Origin of the sequence: Cytobacillus purgationiresistens (assembly GCF_030813235.1) — a bacterium.
Lineage (GTDB): Bacteria > Bacillota > Bacilli > Bacillales > Cytobacillaceae > Cytobacillus > Cytobacillus purgationiresistens.
The window spans coordinates 22,337-44,192 of the sequence record NZ_JAUSUB010000038.1; the positions used below are offsets into that span (position 1 = coordinate 22,337).

Consider the following 21,856-nt stretch of genomic DNA (forward strand, 5'->3'; position numbering starts at 1 on the left):
ATAAATTTTATTTATAGAGTATTATGTAACCTTTAGGCGCCGATGGAATCGGCGTCTTTTTGTGTTTTAAAGGAGATAGTTGAGATGAACATATATTTGTGGATTCCTGGTTAACGGAATACGTTAGAAATAAATAAATATTAAGAAATTGAGAATGAAAAAATTATTAAGAAAGAGTGATAAACATGTTATTGCAATTAAATGATATTAGTAAAAGCTATGTAGGTGAACTTGTACTTTCAAATATAACAATGAAAATTGAATCAGGTGACCGGATTGGTCTTGTTGGAGTGAACGGCGCTGGAAAATCAACCTTGTTAAAGATTATTGCTGGGGATATGCCTTACGATAATGGAGAGATTTATATTGGAAAAGAAACAAAAATTGGTTATTTGCGTCAAAACAGTGGACTACAAATGGATAATACGATTTGGAATGAAATGTTGAATGTCTTCTCTAATCTTCTTGAGGTTGAAAAAGAACTTCGAGAGTTAGAAAGAACAATGAGCGAACCTTCTTTGATTGATAACACTAAGGAATATGAAAGAGTTTTGAATCGTTATGCAGAAAAATGTGACTGGTTTATGGAGCATGGTGGTTATGAAATAGATGCAAAAATTCGTGGTGTTTTGCATGGGATGGGCTTTGAGGATTTTCCTAGAGACACACTCATTCATAAGTTAAGTGGAGGTCAAAAAACGAGACTTGATTTAGCTAAAATATTACTGGAACAGCCAGATTTGCTTATACTGGATGAGCCTACAAATCATTTGGATCTTGCAACTTTAGCTTGGTTAGAAGGTTATTTACGCTCATACCCAGGTACTATCCTTGTTGTTTAACATGATCGTTACTTTTTGGACTCGCTTGTGACCATTATTTATGAAATTGAGCGAACAGAAGCACGACGATATATAGGCAACTATTCGAAATATATAGAGAACAAAGAGAAAAACCGTGAAATTTTATCTAAGAAATATTCAATGCAACAAGAACAAATTACAAAGATGGAAGATTACATTCAACGGAACATCACCATGGCAACGTCGTCTAAAAGTGCAAAAAACAAAAGAAAGCAGCTTGAGAGAATTGAACGTATAGATAAACCTCTCAAAGACTTAAAACGTGCACAGATGTCGTTTTCAATAGAAAAAACGTCTCATAAAGAGGTGTTACAAGTTCGAGATATTGATATCTATGTCGGAGTAAATACTGAACGAAAACCTCTATTAAAGAAAATTAGTTTCCAACTACGACGAGGTGAAAAAGTAGCATTAATTGGTCCAAATGGTGTTGGAAAGTCAACACTACTTAAGACGTTAATCGATGATTATAAACCAGAAAGTGGCGTAATAACTTGGGGAAATGGAGTTACTATTGCTTACTACGATCAAGAGCAATCGACTTTGCATCCCAATAATACGATATTAGATGAGTTATGGAATACGTTTCCTCATATTGAAGAGGCTAGAATTCGTACTGTACTTGGGAATTTTTTGTTTACCGGTGAAGATGTGTTTAAGAAAATATCTGCTCTTAGTGGTGGTGAAAAAGCACGTGTTGCGCTATCCAAGCTTATGTTACAAGAAGCTAATGTTCTTATTATAGACGAGCCGACAAATCATTTGGATTTATTCAGTAAAGGGGTGCTGGAATCTGCACTCATGAATTATGAGGGTACCTTGTTTTTTATTTCTCATGACCGTTATTTTTTGAATAAGTTAGCTGACAAAATGTTGGAACTCTATCCAACAGGAGCCCTTGTATATAACGGCAACTATGATGACTATGTTGAAGCTAAATCGCAAAAAGAGAAAGAAGTAGCTGGTCTCTTGACTAGGGAATAATACAATGATGAAGAAGAAGCAACGCCTAAGTAGGGGGCCACCAACTACTTAAAAATCAAATTATAATAAATAAGTCTCACTATGAAAAATAACATGGAAAAGAGGAAATATATATGTCTAATGAAAATCAAATTGCTGTCGTAACAGGAGCAGGTAGTGGAATCGGTAGATCTACAAGTATAAAATTCGCTGAAAACGGATATAAAGTGGTTCTAGTTGATTTTAATGAAGCTACAGGTGAAGAAACGCTTAAGCTTGTTCAAAATAAAGGTGGAGAAGGTATTTTTATAAAAGCAGATGTTTCGAAAGAGGAAGATGTTCAAAACTATGTGAAAAAAGCTATTGAAAAATATGGTCGTATTGATGTCTTTTTCAATAATGCGGGTATTATTCAAAAGTTTGCTCCATTTACAACTGTGGAAACAAAAGAATACGAACGAATTATGGACATAAATGTAAAGGGCATTTTTCTCGGAATGAAATACGTAATCCAAGTGATGGAGAAACAAGGCAAAGGATCTATTATCAATACAGCTTCATCAGCAGGCATTCGTCCAGAGCATAGCATTGCTGTTTATTCTGCGAGTAAACATGCCGTAATAGGTATGACTAAAGGGGCTGCGATTGAATACGCCAATAAAGGTATTCGAATCAATGCCGTTTGTCCAGGAGGAATTGTTACACCACTCTTTAAAAGTGTTGGGGAAACCCTTGAAAAAACAGGATACGTACCAGAAGAAATGTCGCGTGTTAGAATGGGGCGTCATGGTGAACCTGAAGAGGTTGCAGAAGCAGTTTTGTTCCTAGCTTCCGATAAATCAACCTTCATGGCCGGTTCGGTTGTAACGGTAGATGGTAGTTTAACCGTGTAAAGAAACTTTCCTTTAAGCAATGAATAGAAGCAGATAGAATACTGAAAAGAATAGGAAGAACTTACATTATTAATAAGTTATGCTTCACAGAGTAGGTACTTAAGCTGCTTCCTTCGGCTTATGTTAATATAAGGATCTTAGTTATTCAAGAAAAGGGCGCGATTGTTGAAGATTAAAGGTAGAAAATGATCAATCTTTTTTATAAAACCGAAACAAATCTGCTAGAGAAGAATCCATTTTGATCAATCTTTATTTCAAAATGGATTCTTCTTATTTACCGTGAAATACGGGTTTGTGAGGTATTTTTGATCAAAATTTATTTCAAAGCAACATGTTTAGAGGTATTTCATTTTCTTATGGTACTATTTAGGTGGATTAGTTTAACAAATGAAAAAAGAGATCATTTTAAATGAAGGCACTGAAAAATTCCAAAGGAACAAGATAAATCAAAAGGACGATTTCTAAACTCAAGAAATCGCCTTTTTTAATGGAGTATTCTCCTTATCGTTGTGAATCCGCATTTTCCTGACTCTCCCCCAATTTGCTACAGTTACTGTAGTCATATTTTGCATTCTCTCGGCAGTTTTTCCTTTTTCGAATATGAAAGAAAGTTTGAATTGAATTATCGTAATTAAAGTGACATTGTGAAATAATGCACTTAAACAATAAGGGGGCTTTTATGGGATAAGGATCATTGAAATGATCGAACTTTATTATAAAAATCTCATGCTTAATTTATAAAATTAACTCCACTTTGATCAATCTTTATTCAAAATGGAGTTTTTGCGTTTGCAGCTAGATATGGTTTAGCGACAACTTTTTAATCGATCTTTATTACAAAGCCACAGCTTTATGAGCATACAGCCACATTGAAAGAAAAAGATAATAATTTTTCAATGAAAACAGATTCCTTTATCTTGATTTTACTCTTTGTATTCTTTGTTACTTTCAATGGTGAAATTTGTATAATTTTTTTATAAAAGATATACAGCATTATCATTGGTTTAGAGTTATCTATCTTCCTCGGAAAGCGTCCGCCTGGAGCGATTTCTTCACATCTTTCTAAAATAGAAGATGAACATTTTTCATGTTTTCACCAAGATTACATTAGAACCATTCAACTAACTAATTGTCACAATTTTTTTTTGTAGTTATAATTAACAATTATCACTTAATATTTAATGTGGGTTGGGTAAGTGAAATTGAAATAGTTTGGAGCGAATTGAAATATGATTTTGGAAGAAGAACTTCAACTATTCATTCGCAATTTGGAAGGGATGGAGGAATATAGGTTACCTCAACGAGCTTATCATACGATTCGGCTTGCCATTCGTGATTTAATTCTCCCGCCAGGAAAAGCGCTTCTTGAACGAGAAATTAGTGAAACATTACAAATGAGCCGCACACCTGTCAGAGAAGCCTTGGTACGTTTAGAAATGGAAGGTGTGGTTCGGTTGGTTCCGCGCCGTGGATTCATTGTTGAGCCCATCGAGAAGGAAGATTTAAAAGAAGTTTATGAAATTATTAAGACTTTGGACGGCCTTGCTATCGAAATGGCGACGGCAAATGCGACCGACGAAGAACTTGATCGTTTGGAAGCCATTATCGAAGAACAGCAAGTAACACTAAAAAACGAGAACTTGAAGCAATGGTCATTCCTGGACGATTTATTCCATGCAACCATCGTTGAATATGCAAACAATAAACGTTTGAGTGCGGTAATTGACAGTTTTGCTGACCAATCATACCGGGCGAGGTTATTCACTATTAAGGAACGCCCCATCCCAACCCGTTCAATTATCGAACATAAAGCTATCGTTTCATGCATGCGGGCAAAAGATGAAAAAGCTGCGAGTATTCTAATTCAATCCCACCGAATACGGGCCCAAAAGGAAATTCTCGAAGTACTTGATAAAATTACCCATACTGAAATCATAAAAAACTAGAAAAGCGGTCTTCTCTATTGCAGAGAAGACCGCTTTTTACCTTGTCGTTGGTATATTTGGTTACATCAAATGGCCGAAGATAATCGGTACATAGAAATAAACGACAATGACTGTGAAAATGAGTGAGAACAAATTGAGCCATACACCAGTTAGGGCCATGGTGCTCATTTTTACATAGCCAGTCCCAAATACTATAGCGTTCGGCGGGGCAGCAACAGGGAACATATAAGCGAATGTCGCCCCCATATTTGCCGCCACCATCAACACAATCGGGTCGGTTCCCAGAGTTGCAGCCGCTACAGCGACAATCGGATAGACCATGGTCGCCGTAGCTGTGTTCGAAGTGAATTCGGTCATGATGGTAATTGTGCCAACGATTAATGCAATGGTAATAAAGAGTGGGATATTACCGAAGTCGGTTAGTTGTCCGCCGATCCATTGATCAAGTCCGGAATTCATAATACCGGCAGCCAATGCAAGACCACCTCCAAAGAGCCATAAAATTCCCCAAGGAAGCTTCAAGACTGTATCCCAATCTAAAATGTTTCCACCTTTATTTTTTGCTGGAATAGTAAATAGGAGAATGCCTGCGAATAGAGCGATTAGGGTATCATCCAAACCTGGTATAAAACTATTCAGGACAAAGCTGCGTGTGATCCATGCAATTCCTGTGAGGGTAAAGACCGTCAATACGACTTTTTCTTCGTAACTCATTTTTCCTAGGTCATTTAGTTCTTTCTTAACAATATTCCGACCTCCCGGAATACTTTTTAATTTTAAAGGAAATGCAATTTTTGTGAGGTAAAGCCAGATGATGGGAATCAGAATTACTACCATAGGGACACCAAAAAGCATCCAGCGTGCAAATGAGATTTCAATACCATACAAACTATTGACAGTGGCAGCTAAAATGATATTCGCCGGTGCGCCAACTAGTGATCCAAAACCGCCGATTGTTGCAGAATAAGCTGTACCGAGCATCAATGCAGTTCCGAATGGAAATTTGCCTGGTGTCGTATCGATTGTGCTGCTGTCTTTAAGCGAATCTGCTACATGCTTAGTAACGGCCAAACTGATTGGCACCATCATCATGGTGGTAGCTGTGTTGGAAATGAACATAGATAAAAATGCGGTAGCCACCATAAAACCTAAAATGAGCGTACTTGGATTAGTCCCGACAAATGAAATGATGGATAATGCAATACGTTTATGCAAATTCCATTTTTCCATGGATAGCGCTATCATAAAACTTCCGGCAAATAGAAAAATCAAAGGATCTCCATAGTTAGCGGAAACGGCTCCTGTCTCCATTACACCTAGTAGAGGGAATAATAACAATGGAAGCAACGAAGTGATTGGAATTGGCATAGCCTCTGTTACCCACCATGTAGCAATCCAGGCAACTACCGCCAAAACTGTTACAGCAGTTGCTGACATGTCTTCAGGAGACACCAATAACTTAATTAGTAGAAAAAGGGCAGGTCCTAGTACTAGCCCAATTAACTGGGGCTTGGAGTAATTAGCTGATTTCTCGTGCGGCTTTTTAGAATTAGCACTTTTCACCTTTTCTTCCTCAGAGAGATCAACACTTGAACGTGCGGCGGTTCTCATTGCCAAGAGATTGAGTGTTAAAATCGCTTTCATCATTGCTTTAGCTTGATCGTTCCATGCCCACATCTGAGACCAAAATCTTTTTGCAGTTGTCATAAACATTTCCCCTTTCTTTTCTGCATGAATTTTTATTCCTCACTAAATGAGACCGCTTACATTAAGGTAAGAATCTTACTTCAGATACAATTATAAAACCTTACTAGATAGGATTCTATATCAATGAATACATTAAAGTCAATGTACAAAAACAAAAGATTCAAATTATTTAACAAAAAACCTTATTTAAAGCATTTTGAATGAGTTTTTTAATTTTTACAATTTTAAAAAAATAATTTATATTGACATTAACGTATTCATTATATAATAATCAATCTAACATCAAAAAATATGCCATCAACGGCACTTAATAGGAGGAAGTAAAAATGAACGAAACAAAAAAATTTCGATTAGCAGTTATTCCGGGTGATGGAATAGGGAAAGAAGTGGTCAAAGAAGGAATGCGAGTGCTTGAGTATTTGGCTGAAGAATCGAATGGTCAATTTTCTTTTGAAAGCGATTACTTTCCGTGGGGCTGCGAATATTATCTGGAAAATGGCAAAATGATGGATGAAGACGGTGTAGAGAAAATCAGAAATCATGATGCGATTTATTTTGGAGCTGTTGGATTCCCGGGTGTTCCAGATCACATCAGTTTATGGGGGTTACGTCTAGCAATCTGCCAAGGGTTCGATCAATGGGCGAATATCCGTCCAGTAGAATTTTTACCAGGAGTGCCAAGAAGATTGAATCATCCAGATGTAGATAATCTAAACTGGGTGTTGGTACGTGAAAATTCTGAGGGAGAATATTCAGGTATCGGGGGCCGAAATTTTGCTGGCCGCGGAACTGGCAATGAAGTCGCTGTCCAATCATCTTTGTTCACAGAAAAAGGTTGCGAACGGATTATTCGTTTCGCATTTGACTTGGCACGGACCCGCGATAAGAAAAAAGTAACCAGCGTAACGAAGAGCAATGCGCAGCAATACGGTATGGTGTTATGGGATGAAGTTTTTGCGCGAGTCAGTAAGGATTATCCAGATGTCGAAACAGATCAGTGGCTCGTTGATGCAATGGCGGCACAGTTTGTTTTGCATCCTGAAGAGTTAGAGGTCGTGGTAGCCTCTAATTTATTTGCAGACATTTTGTCAGATCTAGGAAGTGCCCTTGCCGGAAGTCTTGGATTGGCTGCCAGTGCAAACCTGAATCCGAAAAGACGAACGCCAAGCATGTTTGAATCCGTCCATGGATCGGCCCCGGATATCGCTGGAAAAGGGATAGCTAATCCTATTGGTACCATTGGAAGCGCGGCATTGATGCTGGACCACCTTGGATTAAAAGATGAAGCAACCCGTTTAAATAAAGCAATCGAAGAAACAACAAGACAAGGCATCCTGACCCGTGATCTAGGCGGTTCATTCGATACTGTAGAAGTTACAAATGCAATTATAAAAAATTTAGCGAAAGTGAAGGCAAAAGCTTAATTTAAAGAAAATGTCGTAATCGATAAAATTCGATTGCGACTTTTTTCTAAGTCGGAAAAGGCAGGTGTGAAATATGAAGGTCTTGATAGCGATGGATTCTTTCAAAGGAAGTTTATCATCTATAGAAGGAAGCGCAGCAATTACAGCAGGAATTAAAGAGGTTTATCAATATGCAGATATTAAAGTGCTTCCATTGGCCGATGGTGGGGAAGGGACAGTTGAGGCAATTGTGAAAGCGACAGGCGGAAAATTGTTCACTATTCCAGTGACAGGTCCACTCCACGAAGAAGTGAGTGCAATTTATGGAATCTTAGGCGACCAAAAGACAGCGGTCATCGAAATTGCTGCCGCATGCGGACTTCCACTCATTCCAGATGAACAACGAAATCCGTTAATTACCACGTCGTACGGTGTAGGTGAACTGATTATAGATGCTATTGAAAAAGGGTGCCAGGACTTCATCATCGGTTTAGGCGGAAGCGCAACAAATGACGGGGGAGTCGGAATGCTCCAGGCCCTGGGTTTCCGTTTCCTTGATTCAAATGGCAAGCAAGTGGATTCAGGCGGACAAGCGCTAAAAGATATTCGCCAGATAGGCGATAAAAGTGTCCATCCTGCAGTGAAAAAGGCGACATTTAAAGTTGCTTGCGATGTGACCAATCCGCTGTTCGGCGAAAAGGGGGCAGCGTATATTTTTGGGCCTCAAAAAGGCGCCTCCCCAGAGATGGTATTGGAACTTGATCAGGGACTTCGGAATTTGGCGAAAGTAGTGGCTGAAGAATTTGATCGAGATATCCATTCGATAGAAGGAGCTGGCGCTGCAGGCGGGTTAGGAGCTGCGTTTCTCGGATTTTTGCAGGCTGAACTAAACAGCGGCATCGAATTAATACTTGAGAGCATTGGGATGAAAGAGCAAATCCAAGGCATGGATATCGTCATAACAGGAGAAGGAAAGTTAGATGGTCAAACCTCCATGGGGAAAACAGCAATGGGTGTGGCTCAAATGGCTGAAAAACAAGGGGTTCCTGTCATTGCGTTAGCTGGAAGTGTCACAGAAGAAGCAGCCGATTTAAACGACCTGGGAATCACTTCATATTTCTCTATCATGACGAAACCCATGTCATTAGTAGAAGCAATAAATCCAAAGACGGCAATGATTAATCTGCAAGTAACAACGGCACAATTATTTCGGTTGATCAAAAAAATGAAAAAAGTGTAGTGAGCTTAATCATTCGAAATCTAAAATAAAAGTTAAAGAAAAAATGGAAAAATGATAAGAATATTTCCAGAACGTTGATGCAGTTGTACTTTGTAAAGTTAAATGCCTCATCGAAAGAATAATCAATTTAAATAGGTAAATGGAGCATTCCTGTTAGAAGGGTTTTCGGGGACTTGAAATAGAAAGAGCCCTCTTGGTATGATGCGGGGTGTCAAATCGTGTGGCGAAATGACCCCTAACTTAGATAACCAATGAGGACTCCAAAGTGGATTTTAAACAAAATCAGAAAATAAATCAAGTCACTGAAAAAACTCTCGTAGTCGGAATTGATATTGCGAAGCGAAAACACTTCGCTTGCTTTGTCGATGACCGTGGGCGTGTGCTTCAAAAATCTTTCTCGGTATTACAGTCCAGCGATGGTTTCGATCGTTTTTATCAACGTATTTTGACTGCCATGAAAGAAAACGAAAAAACGGAAGTCATTGTCGGGATTGAACCTACCGTCCATTATTGGCTTAATCTAGCCTATTTCCTTGAGGAACGGGGCATTCCCCTGGCTATGATCAACCCTATGCACGTCAAACGGACGAAGGAAGAAGATAGCAGCCAATTAAAAGCGTGGCAAGGAATAATAGATATATTGATAAAGAAACAGAGGAGCAGTGCAGCTGACAGCATTAAAAAGACCATGTTCATTTTAGTTTCCATTGAATAAAAACTAGCAATATAGTAAAATTGATACATATCTATTTTGTTTTATTTTTTGCTATCCTACTTGGATTAGCGGTGAACTAACAATTACGACCTTTGGGTTGATCGTTTTATTTGCTTTTGTTGTGAGCAAATAATAATCATCACCCACTGGTCGTTTTTTTGTGCCAAATTTTAAAATTAGAAAGGGTGATGTCAATGCTTTTAGATTTGATTACAAGTGCTACCATCGGTTCTCTAATGGGTTTATTAGCACACGCGAAACGAAACAAAACGATTAAGAAGCCAAGAAACACAAAAAGAACATTCGATCCAGGCTATTTAACGGATATGGGATATGGTACTGTTGCTGCAGTTGCTACAGTTATTGTTGCCGATCCAAGCTCAATGGAAAGACTGATTTTGACTTCTTTATTAGCGGGCTTCTTTGCTGATGGAGCTATGGCAAAATTAGAAGCTACCAATTTACTAAATAACAATGAACAGTTCAAGAATAATCAAGAACAGCTCAATGAGAAGCTGCCTGCACCTAAAAAATCAACTAAGTCTGAAGATAAAGAAGAATAAATTAGGGTGCAGTTCTTCTTTACATATTTAGGGAGTATTTTGTGATATAATGTACATAACTACACAGTCGGTGTCATATAGAAAAAAGGAATGGAAGGAGCAAATTCAATGATGACTCTTAAAGATTTTCTTAATGAAGAAGAGATTCGAGAATTTGAGGAACTTCAAGTTGAACTCCTAAGTGCTCATAATACAAAAGAAAGGATTAAGATCCAAGCGGAGATTGATGTCTTACTTAGTACTGCACGTTACCGCTATGAGGCTTTTCAAAATGAAGAAAGTGAAGCGGCTACGTATGAACTAATTAAAAGACCTTCACCTTATGTACGTCTTAGAACTAAAAAGGAAGCCGTACATTAAAAATATTTCTGTGAGGATCATTAATTCGAATTAATATCAAGTGAATAATAACTTAATGTAGAAAGCTCTTTATTTGAAAAGGACTTAAGTCCAGTTCATATAAGGAGTTTTTTTATTGGAGGAGAATTTATCGATGGAACAATTATCACTTTTTGATGCTTGTGAATTTACAATTGAAAAGTCTGTTGAGATAAAGAAAAATATAAAATTGCTCACATTAGACGAATATGACCATATTCTCATTTCTGAGAGCGGAGGCAAAGATAGTATGGCTTGTTTATTCTATCTATAAGATTTAGGAGTACCAACTTCTAAAATAGAATTGTGCCACCAGAGTATCGACGGAAGGGCAGCCGACTATGTGGAATTCATGGATTGGCCAGTTACTGAGTCTTATATTGAAGAGGTAGGTAAACTCTATAACATTCAAACTAGTTTTCAATGGCGTGCAGGTGGCATTCATAATGAATTGATGAGAAAAGACAGTCTAACAGGAGATGTATACTATACTGATGGTAACCAAATTATTCATTTACCAACAAAGAGTGGCAAGAATAATACTAGATTAAAGTGGCCCGCTATGAGTGCTGATCTTAGGATTAGGTGGTGTAGCCCGTATGTTTAATCGATGTCTTCAGGAGAGTATTAAATAATCATCCTAAATATAAAGATAAAAAAATCTTGGTAGTTACTGGAGAGCGGCGAGAGGAATCACCCAATAGAGCAAAATACGCGGAAACTGAACTTCATGCTTGTAATAATAAGAATAGGTTAGTACATGCTTGGCGTCCTATTATAGATTGGTCTGAGCAACAGGTATGGGATGAGTATGAGAAGCGTAAGTTCCTAGCACATCCAGCATACTTATTAGGATGGAATCGTACTAGTTGTTTCGGCTGTATTTTTTCAACTACCGACTTATGGGCAATGATGAGAGAAATCGCACCAGAGCGCTTTAATAGGCTCGTCCGCAAGGAGAAAGAGCTAAACCATACAATTGATATAAGACGTCTAACATTGGAAGAGAAGGCAAATATGGGATCAATAAAACGTTTGCCAAATGATCATCGATTAAGTAAGTGGGTGAATCTCGCTCTTAATAAATCCTTCCACAAAGATGATTTAATTATGGATAAGTGGGAACAACCTGCAGGAGCCATGTTAGGTTCTATCGGCGGACCTTGTTAGTTTAGAAAACATTCTTTATGTAGCTTTTTATCGCTATGGAGTTTCATAAAAGAGAAAGTGAAGCAATTTATGATTTTATTGAATTAGATAACTTTCGCTTTGGTGAATATGAGGGAAATCAATACGTGATTAGAAAAATAAATAATAACCACATTCAGATTGAAGATGAGGTAGCAACAGAGAATACGGGCATTCCTCGTATAGAATTATATCGTCGGGGCAAACTTTTACACATTTTAGAGAATTATAAAGATACAATTTAAAAGCTATTATTGACCATTCACTTTCCGAAATTAAATAACTTTATTATTCTAAAAATTCAACCTGTATTAGGGAAACATAGATTTCAAACAAATTTTAATAACTTCTATCTTGTTGACGATAGGAGATTAGTGCATTTCTAGGGATAAACTAAACAACTTTATTATCTCTACACAGATTAACCACTATTATTTAGTGATATAAAAGGAGTCCCTGATCTTTATATTGTAGATTGCGGACTCCTTTTCATTAAACTTTGGACTTTTTCAGAGGAATTCATATACACGTAACTCCTATCTTATCTTTTGTCTCGACACCTTAAGTATAAGATATTTGGTAGTTGCGTGCTTTTTTTTGCCTCCAAAATTGTACTCTTACTCCAACATTTAGTAGAGATCCCTATTTTTCACTCCATTTTAAATAGAATGAAAAAAACGGATCTACAATATATAAGCGATCTCCTTGAAAGTCTATAGCAGGTTCCCTATTTGTATGGTCTTTTGCTAAGTCTGACATCTTTTGTAGTACTTGATTGACTTGAGTTTTATTTGGCATAGAGGATGGAACTAATATTTCTTTTAACTTCTCTCTGACTGTATCAACAGTTATCTCTGTTTCATGAGTAAGGTAAGATAAGGTGATCATGACTGCATAGTAAATATCACCCTCACTTCCGTTCTTAAATTCCCTCTGTTTTCTATCCCTTGGAGGTCCCGCAACAAGCTTATCGTAAAGGTCTTTGGAAGCATGATCTTTTACTAGTCTTAGATAAAAGTCTTCAAAATCAATTTCTCCAGGTAGTTGTTGTTTAAAGGGCTGTTTTTCTCTAATTTTATTTACTCTGCAAAACCAATAACAAAAATCTTGCATTAAATGAGGACTTTTATAACTCTCGCTAATAAAATTTTGAATTACCGAATCAGGACATTCAATATTTAAAGCATTAAATCCTTTTTTAGAGATTTCATAAAGTTCCTCTCTCTCCCATGGATAGATACTTAATTGAATTACCCTTCCTTCCATTTCTTTTTCAACTTTAATTGAATCAACGCCCCTATGTGGGACAGAGCACAATATAACCCTTAAACCTGAACCAATAGGCTCTTTTAGTGCCCGTATAATTTCTGTTTGAATTTCAGGATCACAATAGTGAAAATCATCTATCATTAAGATTTTATTTGTTTTTAATAGTGATTCTATTGCAAGATATATTGGTGTAGGAGTAAAGGTCTTAGATTCCTTTTCGGTATCCTTTTCAGACTCCGACTTTGAATCAGATCCTTCTACTCTTACTTTTAGCCATCCAAAAAAGCCTCCCTCTCCAAACGCTTTAAAACCAGAAGTCTCTTTAACTTCTTTTTCTTTTCCTTTATCCTTACTAACACTATTAGCAACAGCCATTTTATCAATAATAGTAGACCAAAATACATCTCCTGATTTTATAGCTCCACCTGATATGAGAATAAAATCATCTTCTGGAATAACCTTTTTACATAGTGTAGTTTTACCGATCTTTGTTGGCCCGGTTATGGAGATGATTTTCCCCTGTATATCTAAATCCATAATTAAATTATCTTCTAATTCCAAATTTTCTCTTGAATTGTATGTAACGCTAGGTACTCCACCAGCTGTAAAAACGTCTGAAATTTTCATATTAAAATATCACCTTACCATCTATTCATACCATTAAGTATAGCATTTTATATATTAGTATTCTTATATTATTTGGAATTATCATATTGATGATAAGTATCTTTATAAAATCGAATACAACAGATGAAGGAAACGGTTAATGATATGACAAACTATCATCAGCTTTTTTGAGCCAATCAGAATGCTTTTCTTATTTAGCAAACGTGGCAGAATTGTTGAAGAAGGATGAGGTGAAAGCTTTTAGAATTAATATTCTGGGAATAATCTATAATGCAAGAAAAACATGCTACTTAGTTAATAAAAGGTGCGAATTGGAGTGAATTATTTTGAGTGATGGAAAATCTTCAAAATTAGAAAAGTGGCGAGCTCAATATAGAGGAGCCTGAATTTTCTACTATGGGTTGGACTAGCTGTATGCAAAAATGTTTAGCTGGTAAAGGTATGAGCATTATGGCAATGAGTGCATTATTCTTTATATGTGGTTTTGCATGCACTGTCGGAGTACCTGCTACAGCTGGAACAGCTTGCTATGCGTGTGTTAATACTGCGGGGATTATCGGAGTTAGTGCTTTCCTCGATTGCTGGGAAAAGACATGTAAGGGAAAGTAACATTTTTTTATGGAATGCTTTTACATGACGTGTTAGGATAGAAAGAAAGACAGAAATAGGTGAAACACTTGAGCATAAGATCTATCCTTATGAAAATATCATTTTTATTAGGCTGTTTATCTTTAGTGTATTTCGGACTTATATTAAAGGAAGGGCTGACTGGTTTTATTTTATTGACAGCATTTGTAGTCATCGGTGGATTTCTAAGTAGGCCAAAAGAAAAAAGCAACAAAAATACTTAGCGCCCCACTTCTTCCATTAAGTGACAGGGTTCTTGTGTTAGTCCGCAGGGCTATTTCCAGTATGTGTATTTTTAAGTTAAAAAACTTACAAAAGAAGGATAGGCAACCCTATCGAAAACGAACGTTTTAGGGAAATTCCTTATTTATCAAGGGTTATATCCTTAGCGTGGAAATATGATAAATGGCTGGTGCTACCCCATAATAAAATTTATGTTTTTAGTGATTATTACTTTTTAAAAAACTATGCTAGGTATTTTTTCTTGAAGTTCATAAATCAAAAAGGGGGAAATTTGATTTCGCGGAATATTAAGTTAAATATTATTAAACTAGGGGGCTATTATGAAAAGTATCTTGCTAAAAGGGAAAAAAGCAGCTTCGGCTTTGTTGTTGGCGACTATTTGTACATTTTCTTTTTCTACTTTTGCTTTTGGTGCATCCGGAAATACACAATCACCTGAAATAAACCAGGTTCTAGAAAGGGTCGTGAAAATTGAAACGAAGGGCGATTACGATCACCAAGAGGCATTAAATATGGTAAACCGTCTATGGGGCATTCCAAGGAATATATTGAACACCATGTATAAACAGGGGGTTCAGGTGAAACTTATCAATTTTCCTATTACTGATTTGCCAGAGTACGCGTATTTGAAGGGTGAAGTTCCTAGGGGATGGGAACATACACCATATACTTGGGATGACGTGCCTGGTGTAGGGGGACAGACTGTTATTGCCCGAATTGGATATAGCTATAAAAAGATGCATAGTTCCGTAAACCTTGAGCTTCATGAAACGGCGCATGCAATTGATTCTTATGTATTTGATAGAATTAGTTACTCCTATGAATTTACAAAGATACATGCGTTAGAGCATGATAATTTCAATGAAAATCCTTACTACGATTACAAGGAAGAATATTTCGCTGAAGCATTTGCTTATTTCTATACGGGACCAGATACTCATGCAGAGTTGAAAGAAAAAGCTCCATTAACCTATAAATTTATTAATGAGCTCCAACGCAAGATTCCACCTGAAAAGCATTCAAAAAAATAAAATGATAAGTCCTTTATCATTTCAAAAATAGACACAGAAGCAATATTGTAGCTTTGGAATAATGTTTGATCAACTTGATACTATTAATCTTGATAAACGAACAAAAAAAAGATCGTGTTTTGAAAAAAAGATAGATCAAAACACGCTCTTAATATATTCATTTGAATCATTCTTTTATGGCTTAATGACAGGGTTACTGCTAATAGGCAGTCTTTCCGTTTATTTCAATACATTATTTATTAATATCATTGTAGTGATTGAAATAAAGAGAAACGTAATTATTAAAGATATGACTAAACTTTTTACTATTTTACTTTTTTCATTATGTTTATCAGTATTTTTATATTTTCTTATTACTCTAAGAATAGATGTACCAATAATAACTAAAATTAAAATTGGTAATGCGTATTTAACGTATAGATCCCACATTTTATCTCTCCATTTTATTATTTTAGTCAAATTAATCATTATTGTGGAGTGATATCAAGTGCTCCCCCGAAATTGTATATTTTTGTATATTAACACTATCAACCTTAAATTATTAGAAATTACATCTATACAAAAAGTGCGGCTTGGAAACGGGCTGTTAGTGATGCAGGAAGTACTCTTCAAAAGGATGTTGGAATGGCTTTTCTTGATTTCTTTAACATAACAAACGTAGCTAGACAATGTGGATTTTTATAATATACTTAAATTTCAGTTATCTGAATCTTTAAGGAATAGGTGATTATCATTATACCATATAGAATAGCCGTTGTTTTATTAGCTATTTTTCAGATTTGCACACTCTACAAAGACTGGAATAGTGATAATCTAACAACTATGAGTTCAATAATACCCATAGTAATTTTTGTGGGTTGTGTCATTTTATTAATAGCTGATCTGTTTTTTAAAAAAAGTGACGCTAAATAATGAACTTTAGTTACAAAATAAGACAGTAGCAGAATAACCATTTTTCTGCGCTGCCTTATAAAGGGCTTTTCTCCATGCATTATATGTCTTTTAGACTTACATTTTTAATGTTTGCAGCGATCATGAAGATGATACTTACAAATACATAATAAATACCTAGAATGCCGAAGGAATCGCTAAAGAATAAAGAGAAATCTCTACCCTGTATAAGATACCTTACAATAAAAGAGCTAACTAGATATAAAACAGGGAGTAATACGAATAATACGATATAAGTAAGTTTTGATTTGTTTGTCAATGTAACACTCCTTATTTTTTCTAGAGTTTTAGATCTCTACACAAACCTAATCATTTTACATTTTTTATCAATTTAACTAATTCCCTAATTCCCCAAGCTGCCAATGAGAAAGATATAGCAATACTAACACAATTAAAATACCGATTATAGTTTCCATTCCTATTATCCCTCACTTTCTTCTAATAAATTCCAATATTATGACACTTTTTTACTATTGGGGTAGCACCGTCAAAACGCATATTTTATACGTTAAGGCTAAAACCCTGATATAAAAGATTTTGATTGCAAATAACCAAAAAGGATATCTGTCATAGCTTTTGGTATCTTGATTTTGATATGGGTTTTGGTTATGAAATCCAGCAGTAGTTCTCATAAGTTAAGCAAATTAGGAAGCTATTTTATAAACGTTCGTTTTAGGGAAAAACCAATTATTAGTATTAGTATTAAAAGGGATTGTTTAAGATATGAAGAATATGAAGAATTAAAGTATGAATTTTTAAAATAACCACTTACCGTTTGCATATTAAAGTCTTATAGGTAAAGGTGAACCATGAATTCCTTTTCATTCCATTACCGAAATAATGAACTTGGCACCTAAAAACAAATTCTTCATCTTTCCTTGGACTTTAATACTCTGAAGCAACAAGAATGAATATATATAAGAAACAAGAATAAGTAAACCTAACTTTTTTAATTGGAGGACTTTATTATGGAATTAATTTTAGTAAGACACGGAGAAGGCTATCATACACTAGACATACCTTTAAGCTTATATTTAGAAAATCCACCCTTAACAATTACGGGGGAGAATCAAACCAAAAAACTAACCAATATACTTAATATAAAACCAACCGATTTAATTATAACAAGCCCTACATTGCGTACTATTGAAACATCATTAATTCTTAATAACAATGCTACAAAAAATCTTTTTGTTCATCCATTTATTGGTCCAAGAATTTTCCCTGAACCTTCAAAAAAAAACACATTGCCTTGTGATTACTTATTGTCCATTAGATTTATAGAAAAATTTTATAATAACCTATTAATTCCTAAAGGTATTGATAGTGTCTATTGGCAATCTGGTGTAATTAATGTTTTATCCTCTTCTTATTATATAGACATACTTTCTTATTTCATAAATTGGGTAAAAAGCCTTAAATTTAACAGAGTAATAATAATATCTCATGATGGAACTATAACTTGGATAAGGGAACGTACCACCAGGAAACTTTTAACTCGAAGTGATTTTTTATCAGAGGCTAGTTTCATTACCATAGAAATTTGAATTTTTCTTCTTTGTTATGAATATAATAACGAATAGTAAAACTATAGTGATGAAACAAAAAATTAACATAATAGTGGTTATCTCATATAGAGTTATAAGTGAACCAAAAACAAAAATACCTACTGGTCCTAAGGACATTGATAATGTTTTTCTTGCTGTAAAAACTCTGCCTCTAATATTTTCTGGAGTTATATATTGGAATAATGAAGTTGAGTAAACTACAATTCCTAATATAGCGAAACCTGAGGAAAATGCACCAAGTATCCCCATAAAAATATGGTCATGAATTGTATAGATTATAAAAGCTATTACGAGAAAGGCAGTAGAACTAATTATTCCATTGTAATAAGATATCTTTAACAATCTGAAAACTATTCCTCCTATTAAGAATCCAGCACTATACGCTGATATTAAAAACCCAGTTCCGAGAGTTCCTTCCATATAAAAGGAAGATGATAATACTGGGAAAATAACACTATTCAATGGTACTATCAAGAGGTTTAATACTGAAAATGAAATCACTAGTGTTAGAAGTATTTTAGATTTAAAAATAAATCTATACCCTTCTAAAATATCTTTAATTAAGCTCATATTACTTGGATTTGATTTAATTAAACTCATATCAAGGAAACATGTAACTATTAAACAAAGAACATAAAATACAATACATAATAAAGTTAATCCGAATTGTCCGAGGAACAACAAACTTGCAACAATTGGTGAACTTATATCAACTATGGTATTGAAAATATTAACATTAGAATTGGCCTTATGTAATTCCTCTTTTTTTACAAAATGAGGAATTACAGTGTCAATAATGGGTGAAATAAAAGTCCTAAATAGAAATACAATGAAAATCAAAACATTTATTAAAAACAATGACTCACTAAAAAACGGCTCCATGAATAAGAATACTGTTAGGAAAATTATTTGAATTGATATACAGCATATTAATAACTTTTTCTTTGAAAAACGATCTATTAAATATCCCACAAACGGGAAAAGTATTAATGACGGAATTATTGCCATTGCCCCGATAGAACCAGTTGCAATTGCTGATTGTGTATTATTCATTGTTTGAAAAATAAAGAAATAAAGTAACAAAGAACTTGCAAAGTTTGAAAGAGCTTGAACGATGATTAATTTTATAATGTTTAGGTTCATTTAATGGCTCCTGCAATTTTTATTTATACATTATTATTGTAAAGTCATTTAATCTATATGAATGATATAAATTAATTTTATTTGTAAAATTAAAACAAAAGTCTAAAACATCAGTTGGATTAAAGTATGTCTCAATTGCACCTATATAATGTTTGGGTGTGAAATGAGATAGTAAATTAAATGCTATTCCTTTATCACATAAATTAAACATTTTTTCTATTGAACTTTTCAAATACTGGTCCATATTTATGTCAATATTTCCAATATTAAAAATCCCAGAAGCCACCAAGTAATCAAATTTATTATCGACTTCCAATTCAAAAAGCGATTTATTAATGAAATTATTATTAGGGTATTTTGTTCTTAAAAACTCAATAAATGTCGAGTGTATATCCAATCCTGTGTAGAGAACATCAGGTTTATTATTTTCTATCAAAAACTTGTAAAAGTGTCCTAGACCACACCCTACATCAAGAATTGATACCCTATCGCTAGTGTTTTCATTAAAAAGTTTATAAAGATATTCAAACCTTATATTTTGGCTGGCTTTGCTACCCCATTGAACGTCTTGATAAGTATCGGTTATACCTTCTAAATCTTTCTGATAGAAATCCTGAGTAAAAGTTTTATATATTTGATTGGTTAAATTATCCACTAGGATATTCCACTCCTTAAAATAATTTTGGCCAGTAAGCTGTTAGTATTGCGTTATTCTTTATCTGATTGAAGTTTGTCTTTTTATTAACAAACATGGGATGAAGATAAATGCAATCATTTCCTTGCCATAAATTTATTTTTTGTTTAAAAAAGTTTAATGTCCGCACTCTATCTAATATCCAAGCTGAATATAAATATTTATTTTCATTATTCTCCCAAGGGGTTGAAAATCCATAACTTTTTAATGTATTAGTGTAAACATTTATTGCTTTTCGGCGATAATGGCCTTCGGGATCACTATTCTCCCAAAAATGTGGATTTAGAAGTTGAACTAAGTCAAGTAAACAGTGCCCCATTGTTGTCTCTTTAAAATCTAAAGGTATTATTTTATTAGAAGTAATAATCCAGTTATAAGGTGTTGAATCACCATGAGTTAAACAAATTTTAGTATTATTAAGGACATCGATTGTCCTCAACAATACGGATGTATTTTTTTTATCCAAACCTTCAACTAATTTATCATGGGTATTTAAGTAACTAAAAGAGCTTTCCCCATACTCCTTCTTACCTTTTGCCCAAAAGGCCTGTAAAACAGCCAACTTTTCTGTCACTTCAGGTAATAATTTTTGTTTATTCTTTGTATTAGCCAATTCGTATCCCTGAATATTTGTTAATATAATAAAGTCATATTTTTCCGTATATTCTTCATAAAGCACTTGGGGTGTACCCAGTTCAGAGGAGGTCAAATCCTTTAAGACTTGACCTTCCTTAATTTGAGTGGGAAGTGTGAATTTTAGCCAAACTCTCATTATTTTATTTTCGGCATTAAATGCAAAAGATTCCGGAGAATGGCTTCTCTGTCTAGGACTATAATTAATTCTCCATATAGATTGATTATTTACGTACTTATTCAAAATATATTTGACATAATCAAAAGTGGGTAATAAGTCAAAGATTGTTTGGTTATTCATTCAGCAACATTCACACATTTAACCCTTCAAGGATTACACCATCTTTAAGAACATATGGACAATCCTTTACATTCTTAAATGCATCTTCTCCTGAAGATTGAGAATTTCCTTCCATGTAATGAATTACGTAAGCTGTTCTATTTTTGCCAGTTAAGTTTGGACCAGTACCATGTAAAATCATCCCGTGATGTATTAAACAGTCTCCTGCCTCAATTGGAATATACTTAATTTTATCTTTATATTCATTTGATAAAGATAACTCTTCTGACATTAATTTTTCAGGTTGATTTTCTATCTCTTCATCTTGATGTGTTCCTGGTATATATCCTAGGCAGCCATTATCCTCATTGACATCTTGTAGTGGAATCCAGCAACTAATCTGAGTATATGGAGTTATGCCTTTCCAAAATGGAGAATCTCTGTGCAATGGTGAGGCAGCACCATAATTTGCAGGTTTATGAATAATAGTGTCAGACAATAATTTAACATTGTCTCCAATTAGTTCTTTCATATAGTTCAATATATTTTTATTAAGAATATACTTCTGCATTCGATTATTATATTCCCACAATTCATTCATTCCCTGCGTTACATAATTGTTCTTATAATAATCAAGGTCCTCGATAGAGTCGAACTGGTTGATCTGAGGAACGCCTGAGGCTTTTACAAGATTATCATTTTCTGAGGGGTCATACTTCGGTAGAATCTGGGCTACACCTGAAGCCTTTACAAGATTATCATTTTCTGAGGGATCATACTTCGGTAAGATCTGAGCAACGCCTGAAGCTTTTACAAGATTATCATCTTCTGAGGGGTCATACTTCGGTAAGATCTGAGCAACGCCTGAAGCTTTTACAAGATTATCATCTTCTGAGGGGTCATACTTCGGTAAGATCTGAGCAACGCCTGA

At 34.9% G+C, this 21,856-nt stretch carries 19 protein-coding genes and 2 pseudogenes; 15 read left to right on the forward strand and 6 right to left on the reverse strand.

The features are described 5' to 3' along the window. The first annotated feature begins 185 nt into the window (after positions 1-185). The 3 genes and pseudogenes from J2S17_RS25565 (at position 186) to J2S17_RS25575 (ending at position 4,665) form a co-directional block, all read left to right on the forward strand. Positions 186-1,847, forward strand: a pseudogene (locus J2S17_RS25565) (ABC-F family ATP-binding cassette domain-containing protein). A gap of 113 nt (positions 1,848-1,960) precedes the next feature. Next, a complete protein-coding gene (locus J2S17_RS25570) occupies positions 1,961-2,719 on the forward strand; it encodes an SDR family NAD(P)-dependent oxidoreductase (protein ID WP_307479385.1) in 759 nt (252 codons plus the stop codon). Between the two features lie 1,277 nt (positions 2,720-3,996). Then, a complete protein-coding gene (locus J2S17_RS25575) occupies positions 3,997-4,665 on the forward strand; it encodes a GntR family transcriptional regulator (protein ID WP_307479387.1) in 669 nt (222 codons plus the stop codon). Between the two features lie 60 nt (positions 4,666-4,725). Here the strand turns inward: J2S17_RS25575 and J2S17_RS25580 are convergent, their stop codons facing one another. Beyond that, positions 4,726-6,372 (reverse strand): SLC13 family permease, encoded by a 1,647-nt coding sequence (locus J2S17_RS25580; RefSeq protein WP_370875128.1) that lies wholly within the window; start codon positions 6,370-6,372, stop codon positions 4,726-4,728. Between the two features lie 326 nt (positions 6,373-6,698). On the opposite strand from J2S17_RS25580, the gene J2S17_RS25585 reads away from it, so the two are divergent. The 9 genes and pseudogenes from J2S17_RS25585 to J2S17_RS25625 all read left to right on the forward strand — a co-directional run bounded on the left by J2S17_RS25585 (position 6,699) and on the right by J2S17_RS25625 (position 12,104). After that, positions 6,699-7,796, forward strand: a complete 1,098-nt coding sequence (locus tag J2S17_RS25585; protein WP_307479390.1) for a tartrate dehydrogenase — start codon at positions 6,699-6,701, stop codon at positions 7,794-7,796. A 73-nt stretch (positions 7,797-7,869) separates the two neighbouring features. Beyond that, the gene (locus tag J2S17_RS25590; RefSeq protein WP_307479391.1) at positions 7,870-9,015 is read left to right on the forward strand and encodes a glycerate kinase; all 1,146 of its coding nucleotides are present in this window, start codon (positions 7,870-7,872) and stop codon (positions 9,013-9,015) included. A gap of 265 nt (positions 9,016-9,280) precedes the next feature. After that, a pseudogene (locus J2S17_RS25595) lies at positions 9,281-9,622 on the forward strand (IS110 family transposase); the annotation flags it as partial. A gap of 302 nt (positions 9,623-9,924) precedes the next feature. Beyond that, entirely contained in the window at positions 9,925-10,293 is a 369-nt protein-coding gene (locus J2S17_RS25600; protein ID WP_307479394.1) for a DUF4257 domain-containing protein, read from the forward strand. A gap of 108 nt (positions 10,294-10,401) precedes the next feature. Beyond that, positions 10,402-10,653 (forward strand): hypothetical protein, encoded by a 252-nt coding sequence (locus J2S17_RS25605; protein WP_307478501.1) that lies wholly within the window; start codon positions 10,402-10,404, stop codon positions 10,651-10,653. A gap of 133 nt (positions 10,654-10,786) precedes the next feature. Continuing rightward, entirely contained in the window at positions 10,787-10,945 is a 159-nt protein-coding gene (locus J2S17_RS25610) for a hypothetical protein (protein ID WP_307479397.1), read from the forward strand. Between the two features lie 30 nt (positions 10,946-10,975). Then, positions 10,976-11,278, forward strand: a complete 303-nt coding sequence (locus J2S17_RS25615) for a hypothetical protein (RefSeq protein WP_307479400.1) — start codon at positions 10,976-10,978, stop codon at positions 11,276-11,278. A 56-nt stretch (positions 11,279-11,334) separates the two neighbouring features. Next, positions 11,335-11,841, forward strand: coding sequence for a phosphoadenosine phosphosulfate reductase domain-containing protein (locus tag J2S17_RS25620; RefSeq protein WP_307479403.1), 507 nt, complete (start codon positions 11,335-11,337; stop codon positions 11,839-11,841). Between the two features lie 35 nt (positions 11,842-11,876). Next, a complete protein-coding gene (locus tag J2S17_RS25625; RefSeq protein WP_307479406.1) occupies positions 11,877-12,104 on the forward strand; it encodes a hypothetical protein in 228 nt (75 codons plus the stop codon). 397 nt (positions 12,105-12,501) lie between these two features. Here the strand turns inward: J2S17_RS25625 and J2S17_RS25630 are convergent, their stop codons facing one another. Next, positions 12,502-13,755, reverse strand: coding sequence for a hypothetical protein (locus J2S17_RS25630; protein WP_307479409.1), 1,254 nt, complete (start codon positions 13,753-13,755; stop codon positions 12,502-12,504). A gap of 414 nt (positions 13,756-14,169) precedes the next feature. On the opposite strand from J2S17_RS25630, the gene J2S17_RS25635 reads away from it, so the two are divergent. The 3 genes from J2S17_RS25635 to J2S17_RS25645 all read left to right on the forward strand — a co-directional run bounded on the left by J2S17_RS25635 (position 14,170) and on the right by J2S17_RS25645 (position 18,154). Beyond that, positions 14,170-14,364: a hypothetical protein gene (locus tag J2S17_RS25635; RefSeq protein WP_307479412.1), complete on the forward strand. Its 195-nt coding sequence runs from the start codon at positions 14,170-14,172 to the stop codon at positions 14,362-14,364. Between the two features lie 581 nt (positions 14,365-14,945). Further along, on the forward strand, positions 14,946-15,656 hold the full coding sequence (locus J2S17_RS25640) for an anthrax toxin lethal factor-related metalloendopeptidase (RefSeq protein ID WP_307479414.1): 711 nt from the start codon (positions 14,946-14,948) through the stop codon (positions 15,654-15,656). A 1,919-nt stretch (positions 15,657-17,575) separates the two neighbouring features. Continuing rightward, on the forward strand, positions 17,576-18,154 hold the full coding sequence (locus J2S17_RS25645; RefSeq protein WP_307479418.1) for a histidine phosphatase family protein: 579 nt from the start codon (positions 17,576-17,578) through the stop codon (positions 18,152-18,154). Here J2S17_RS25645 and J2S17_RS25650 read toward each other — a convergent pair. The 4 genes from J2S17_RS25650 to J2S17_RS25665 all read right to left on the reverse strand — a co-directional run. Next, on the reverse strand, positions 18,122-19,318 hold the full coding sequence (locus tag J2S17_RS25650; protein WP_307479421.1) for an MFS transporter: 1,197 nt from the start codon (positions 19,316-19,318) through the stop codon (positions 18,122-18,124). The genes J2S17_RS25645 and J2S17_RS25650 overlap by 33 nt on opposite strands. A 19-nt stretch (positions 19,319-19,337) precedes the next feature. Further along, on the reverse strand, positions 19,338-19,973 hold the full coding sequence (locus tag J2S17_RS25655) for a class I SAM-dependent methyltransferase (protein ID WP_307479424.1): 636 nt from the start codon (positions 19,971-19,973) through the stop codon (positions 19,338-19,340). 16 nt (positions 19,974-19,989) lie between these two features. Beyond that, positions 19,990-20,946, reverse strand: a complete 957-nt coding sequence (locus J2S17_RS25660) for a hypothetical protein (RefSeq protein ID WP_307479427.1) — start codon at positions 20,944-20,946, stop codon at positions 19,990-19,992. A 10-nt stretch (positions 20,947-20,956) separates the two neighbouring features. Next, on the reverse strand, positions 20,957-21,856 hold a 900-nt coding region (locus J2S17_RS25665), incomplete at its 5' end, for a phytanoyl-CoA dioxygenase family protein (protein ID WP_307479429.1).

Bases quoted from the DNA above. Each gene is read 5' to 3' on its own strand.
- J2S17_RS25570 (WP_307479385.1), top strand. From the start codon at position 1,961: ATGTCTAATGAAAATCAAATTGCTGTCGTAACAGGAGCAGGTAGTGGA.
- J2S17_RS25575 (WP_307479387.1), top strand. From the start codon at position 3,997: ATGGAGGAATATAGGTTACCTCAACGAGCTTATCATACGATTCGGCTT.
- J2S17_RS25650 (WP_307479421.1), bottom strand. From the start codon at position 19,318: ATGAACCTAAACATTATAAAATTAATCATCGTTCAAGCTCTTTCAAAC.
- J2S17_RS25625 (WP_307479406.1), top strand. From the start codon at position 11,877: ATGGAGTTTCATAAAAGAGAAAGTGAAGCAATTTATGATTTTATTGAA.
- J2S17_RS25590 (WP_307479391.1), top strand. From the start codon at position 7,870: ATGAAGGTCTTGATAGCGATGGATTCTTTCAAAGGAAGTTTATCATCT.
- J2S17_RS25630 (WP_307479409.1), bottom strand. From the start codon at position 13,755: ATGAAAATTTCAGACGTTTTTACAGCTGGTGGAGTACCTAGCGTTACA.
- J2S17_RS25600 (WP_307479394.1), top strand. From the start codon at position 9,925: ATGCTTTTAGATTTGATTACAAGTGCTACCATCGGTTCTCTAATGGGT.
- J2S17_RS25660 (WP_307479427.1), bottom strand. From the start codon at position 20,946: ATGAATAACCAAACAATCTTTGACTTATTACCCACTTTTGATTATGTC.
- J2S17_RS25635 (WP_307479412.1), top strand. From the start codon at position 14,170: ATGCAAAAATGTTTAGCTGGTAAAGGTATGAGCATTATGGCAATGAGT.
- J2S17_RS25605 (WP_307478501.1), top strand. From the start codon at position 10,402: ATGATGACTCTTAAAGATTTTCTTAATGAAGAAGAGATTCGAGAATTT.
- J2S17_RS25580 (WP_370875128.1), bottom strand. From the start codon at position 6,372: ATGACAACTGCAAAAAGATTTTGGTCTCAGATGTGGGCATGGAACGAT.
- J2S17_RS25585 (WP_307479390.1), top strand. From the start codon at position 6,699: ATGAACGAAACAAAAAAATTTCGATTAGCAGTTATTCCGGGTGATGGA.
- J2S17_RS25610 (WP_307479397.1), top strand. From the start codon at position 10,787: ATGGAACAATTATCACTTTTTGATGCTTGTGAATTTACAATTGAAAAG.
- J2S17_RS25640 (WP_307479414.1), top strand. From the start codon at position 14,946: ATGAAAAGTATCTTGCTAAAAGGGAAAAAAGCAGCTTCGGCTTTGTTG.
- J2S17_RS25645 (WP_307479418.1), top strand. From the start codon at position 17,576: ATGGAATTAATTTTAGTAAGACACGGAGAAGGCTATCATACACTAGAC.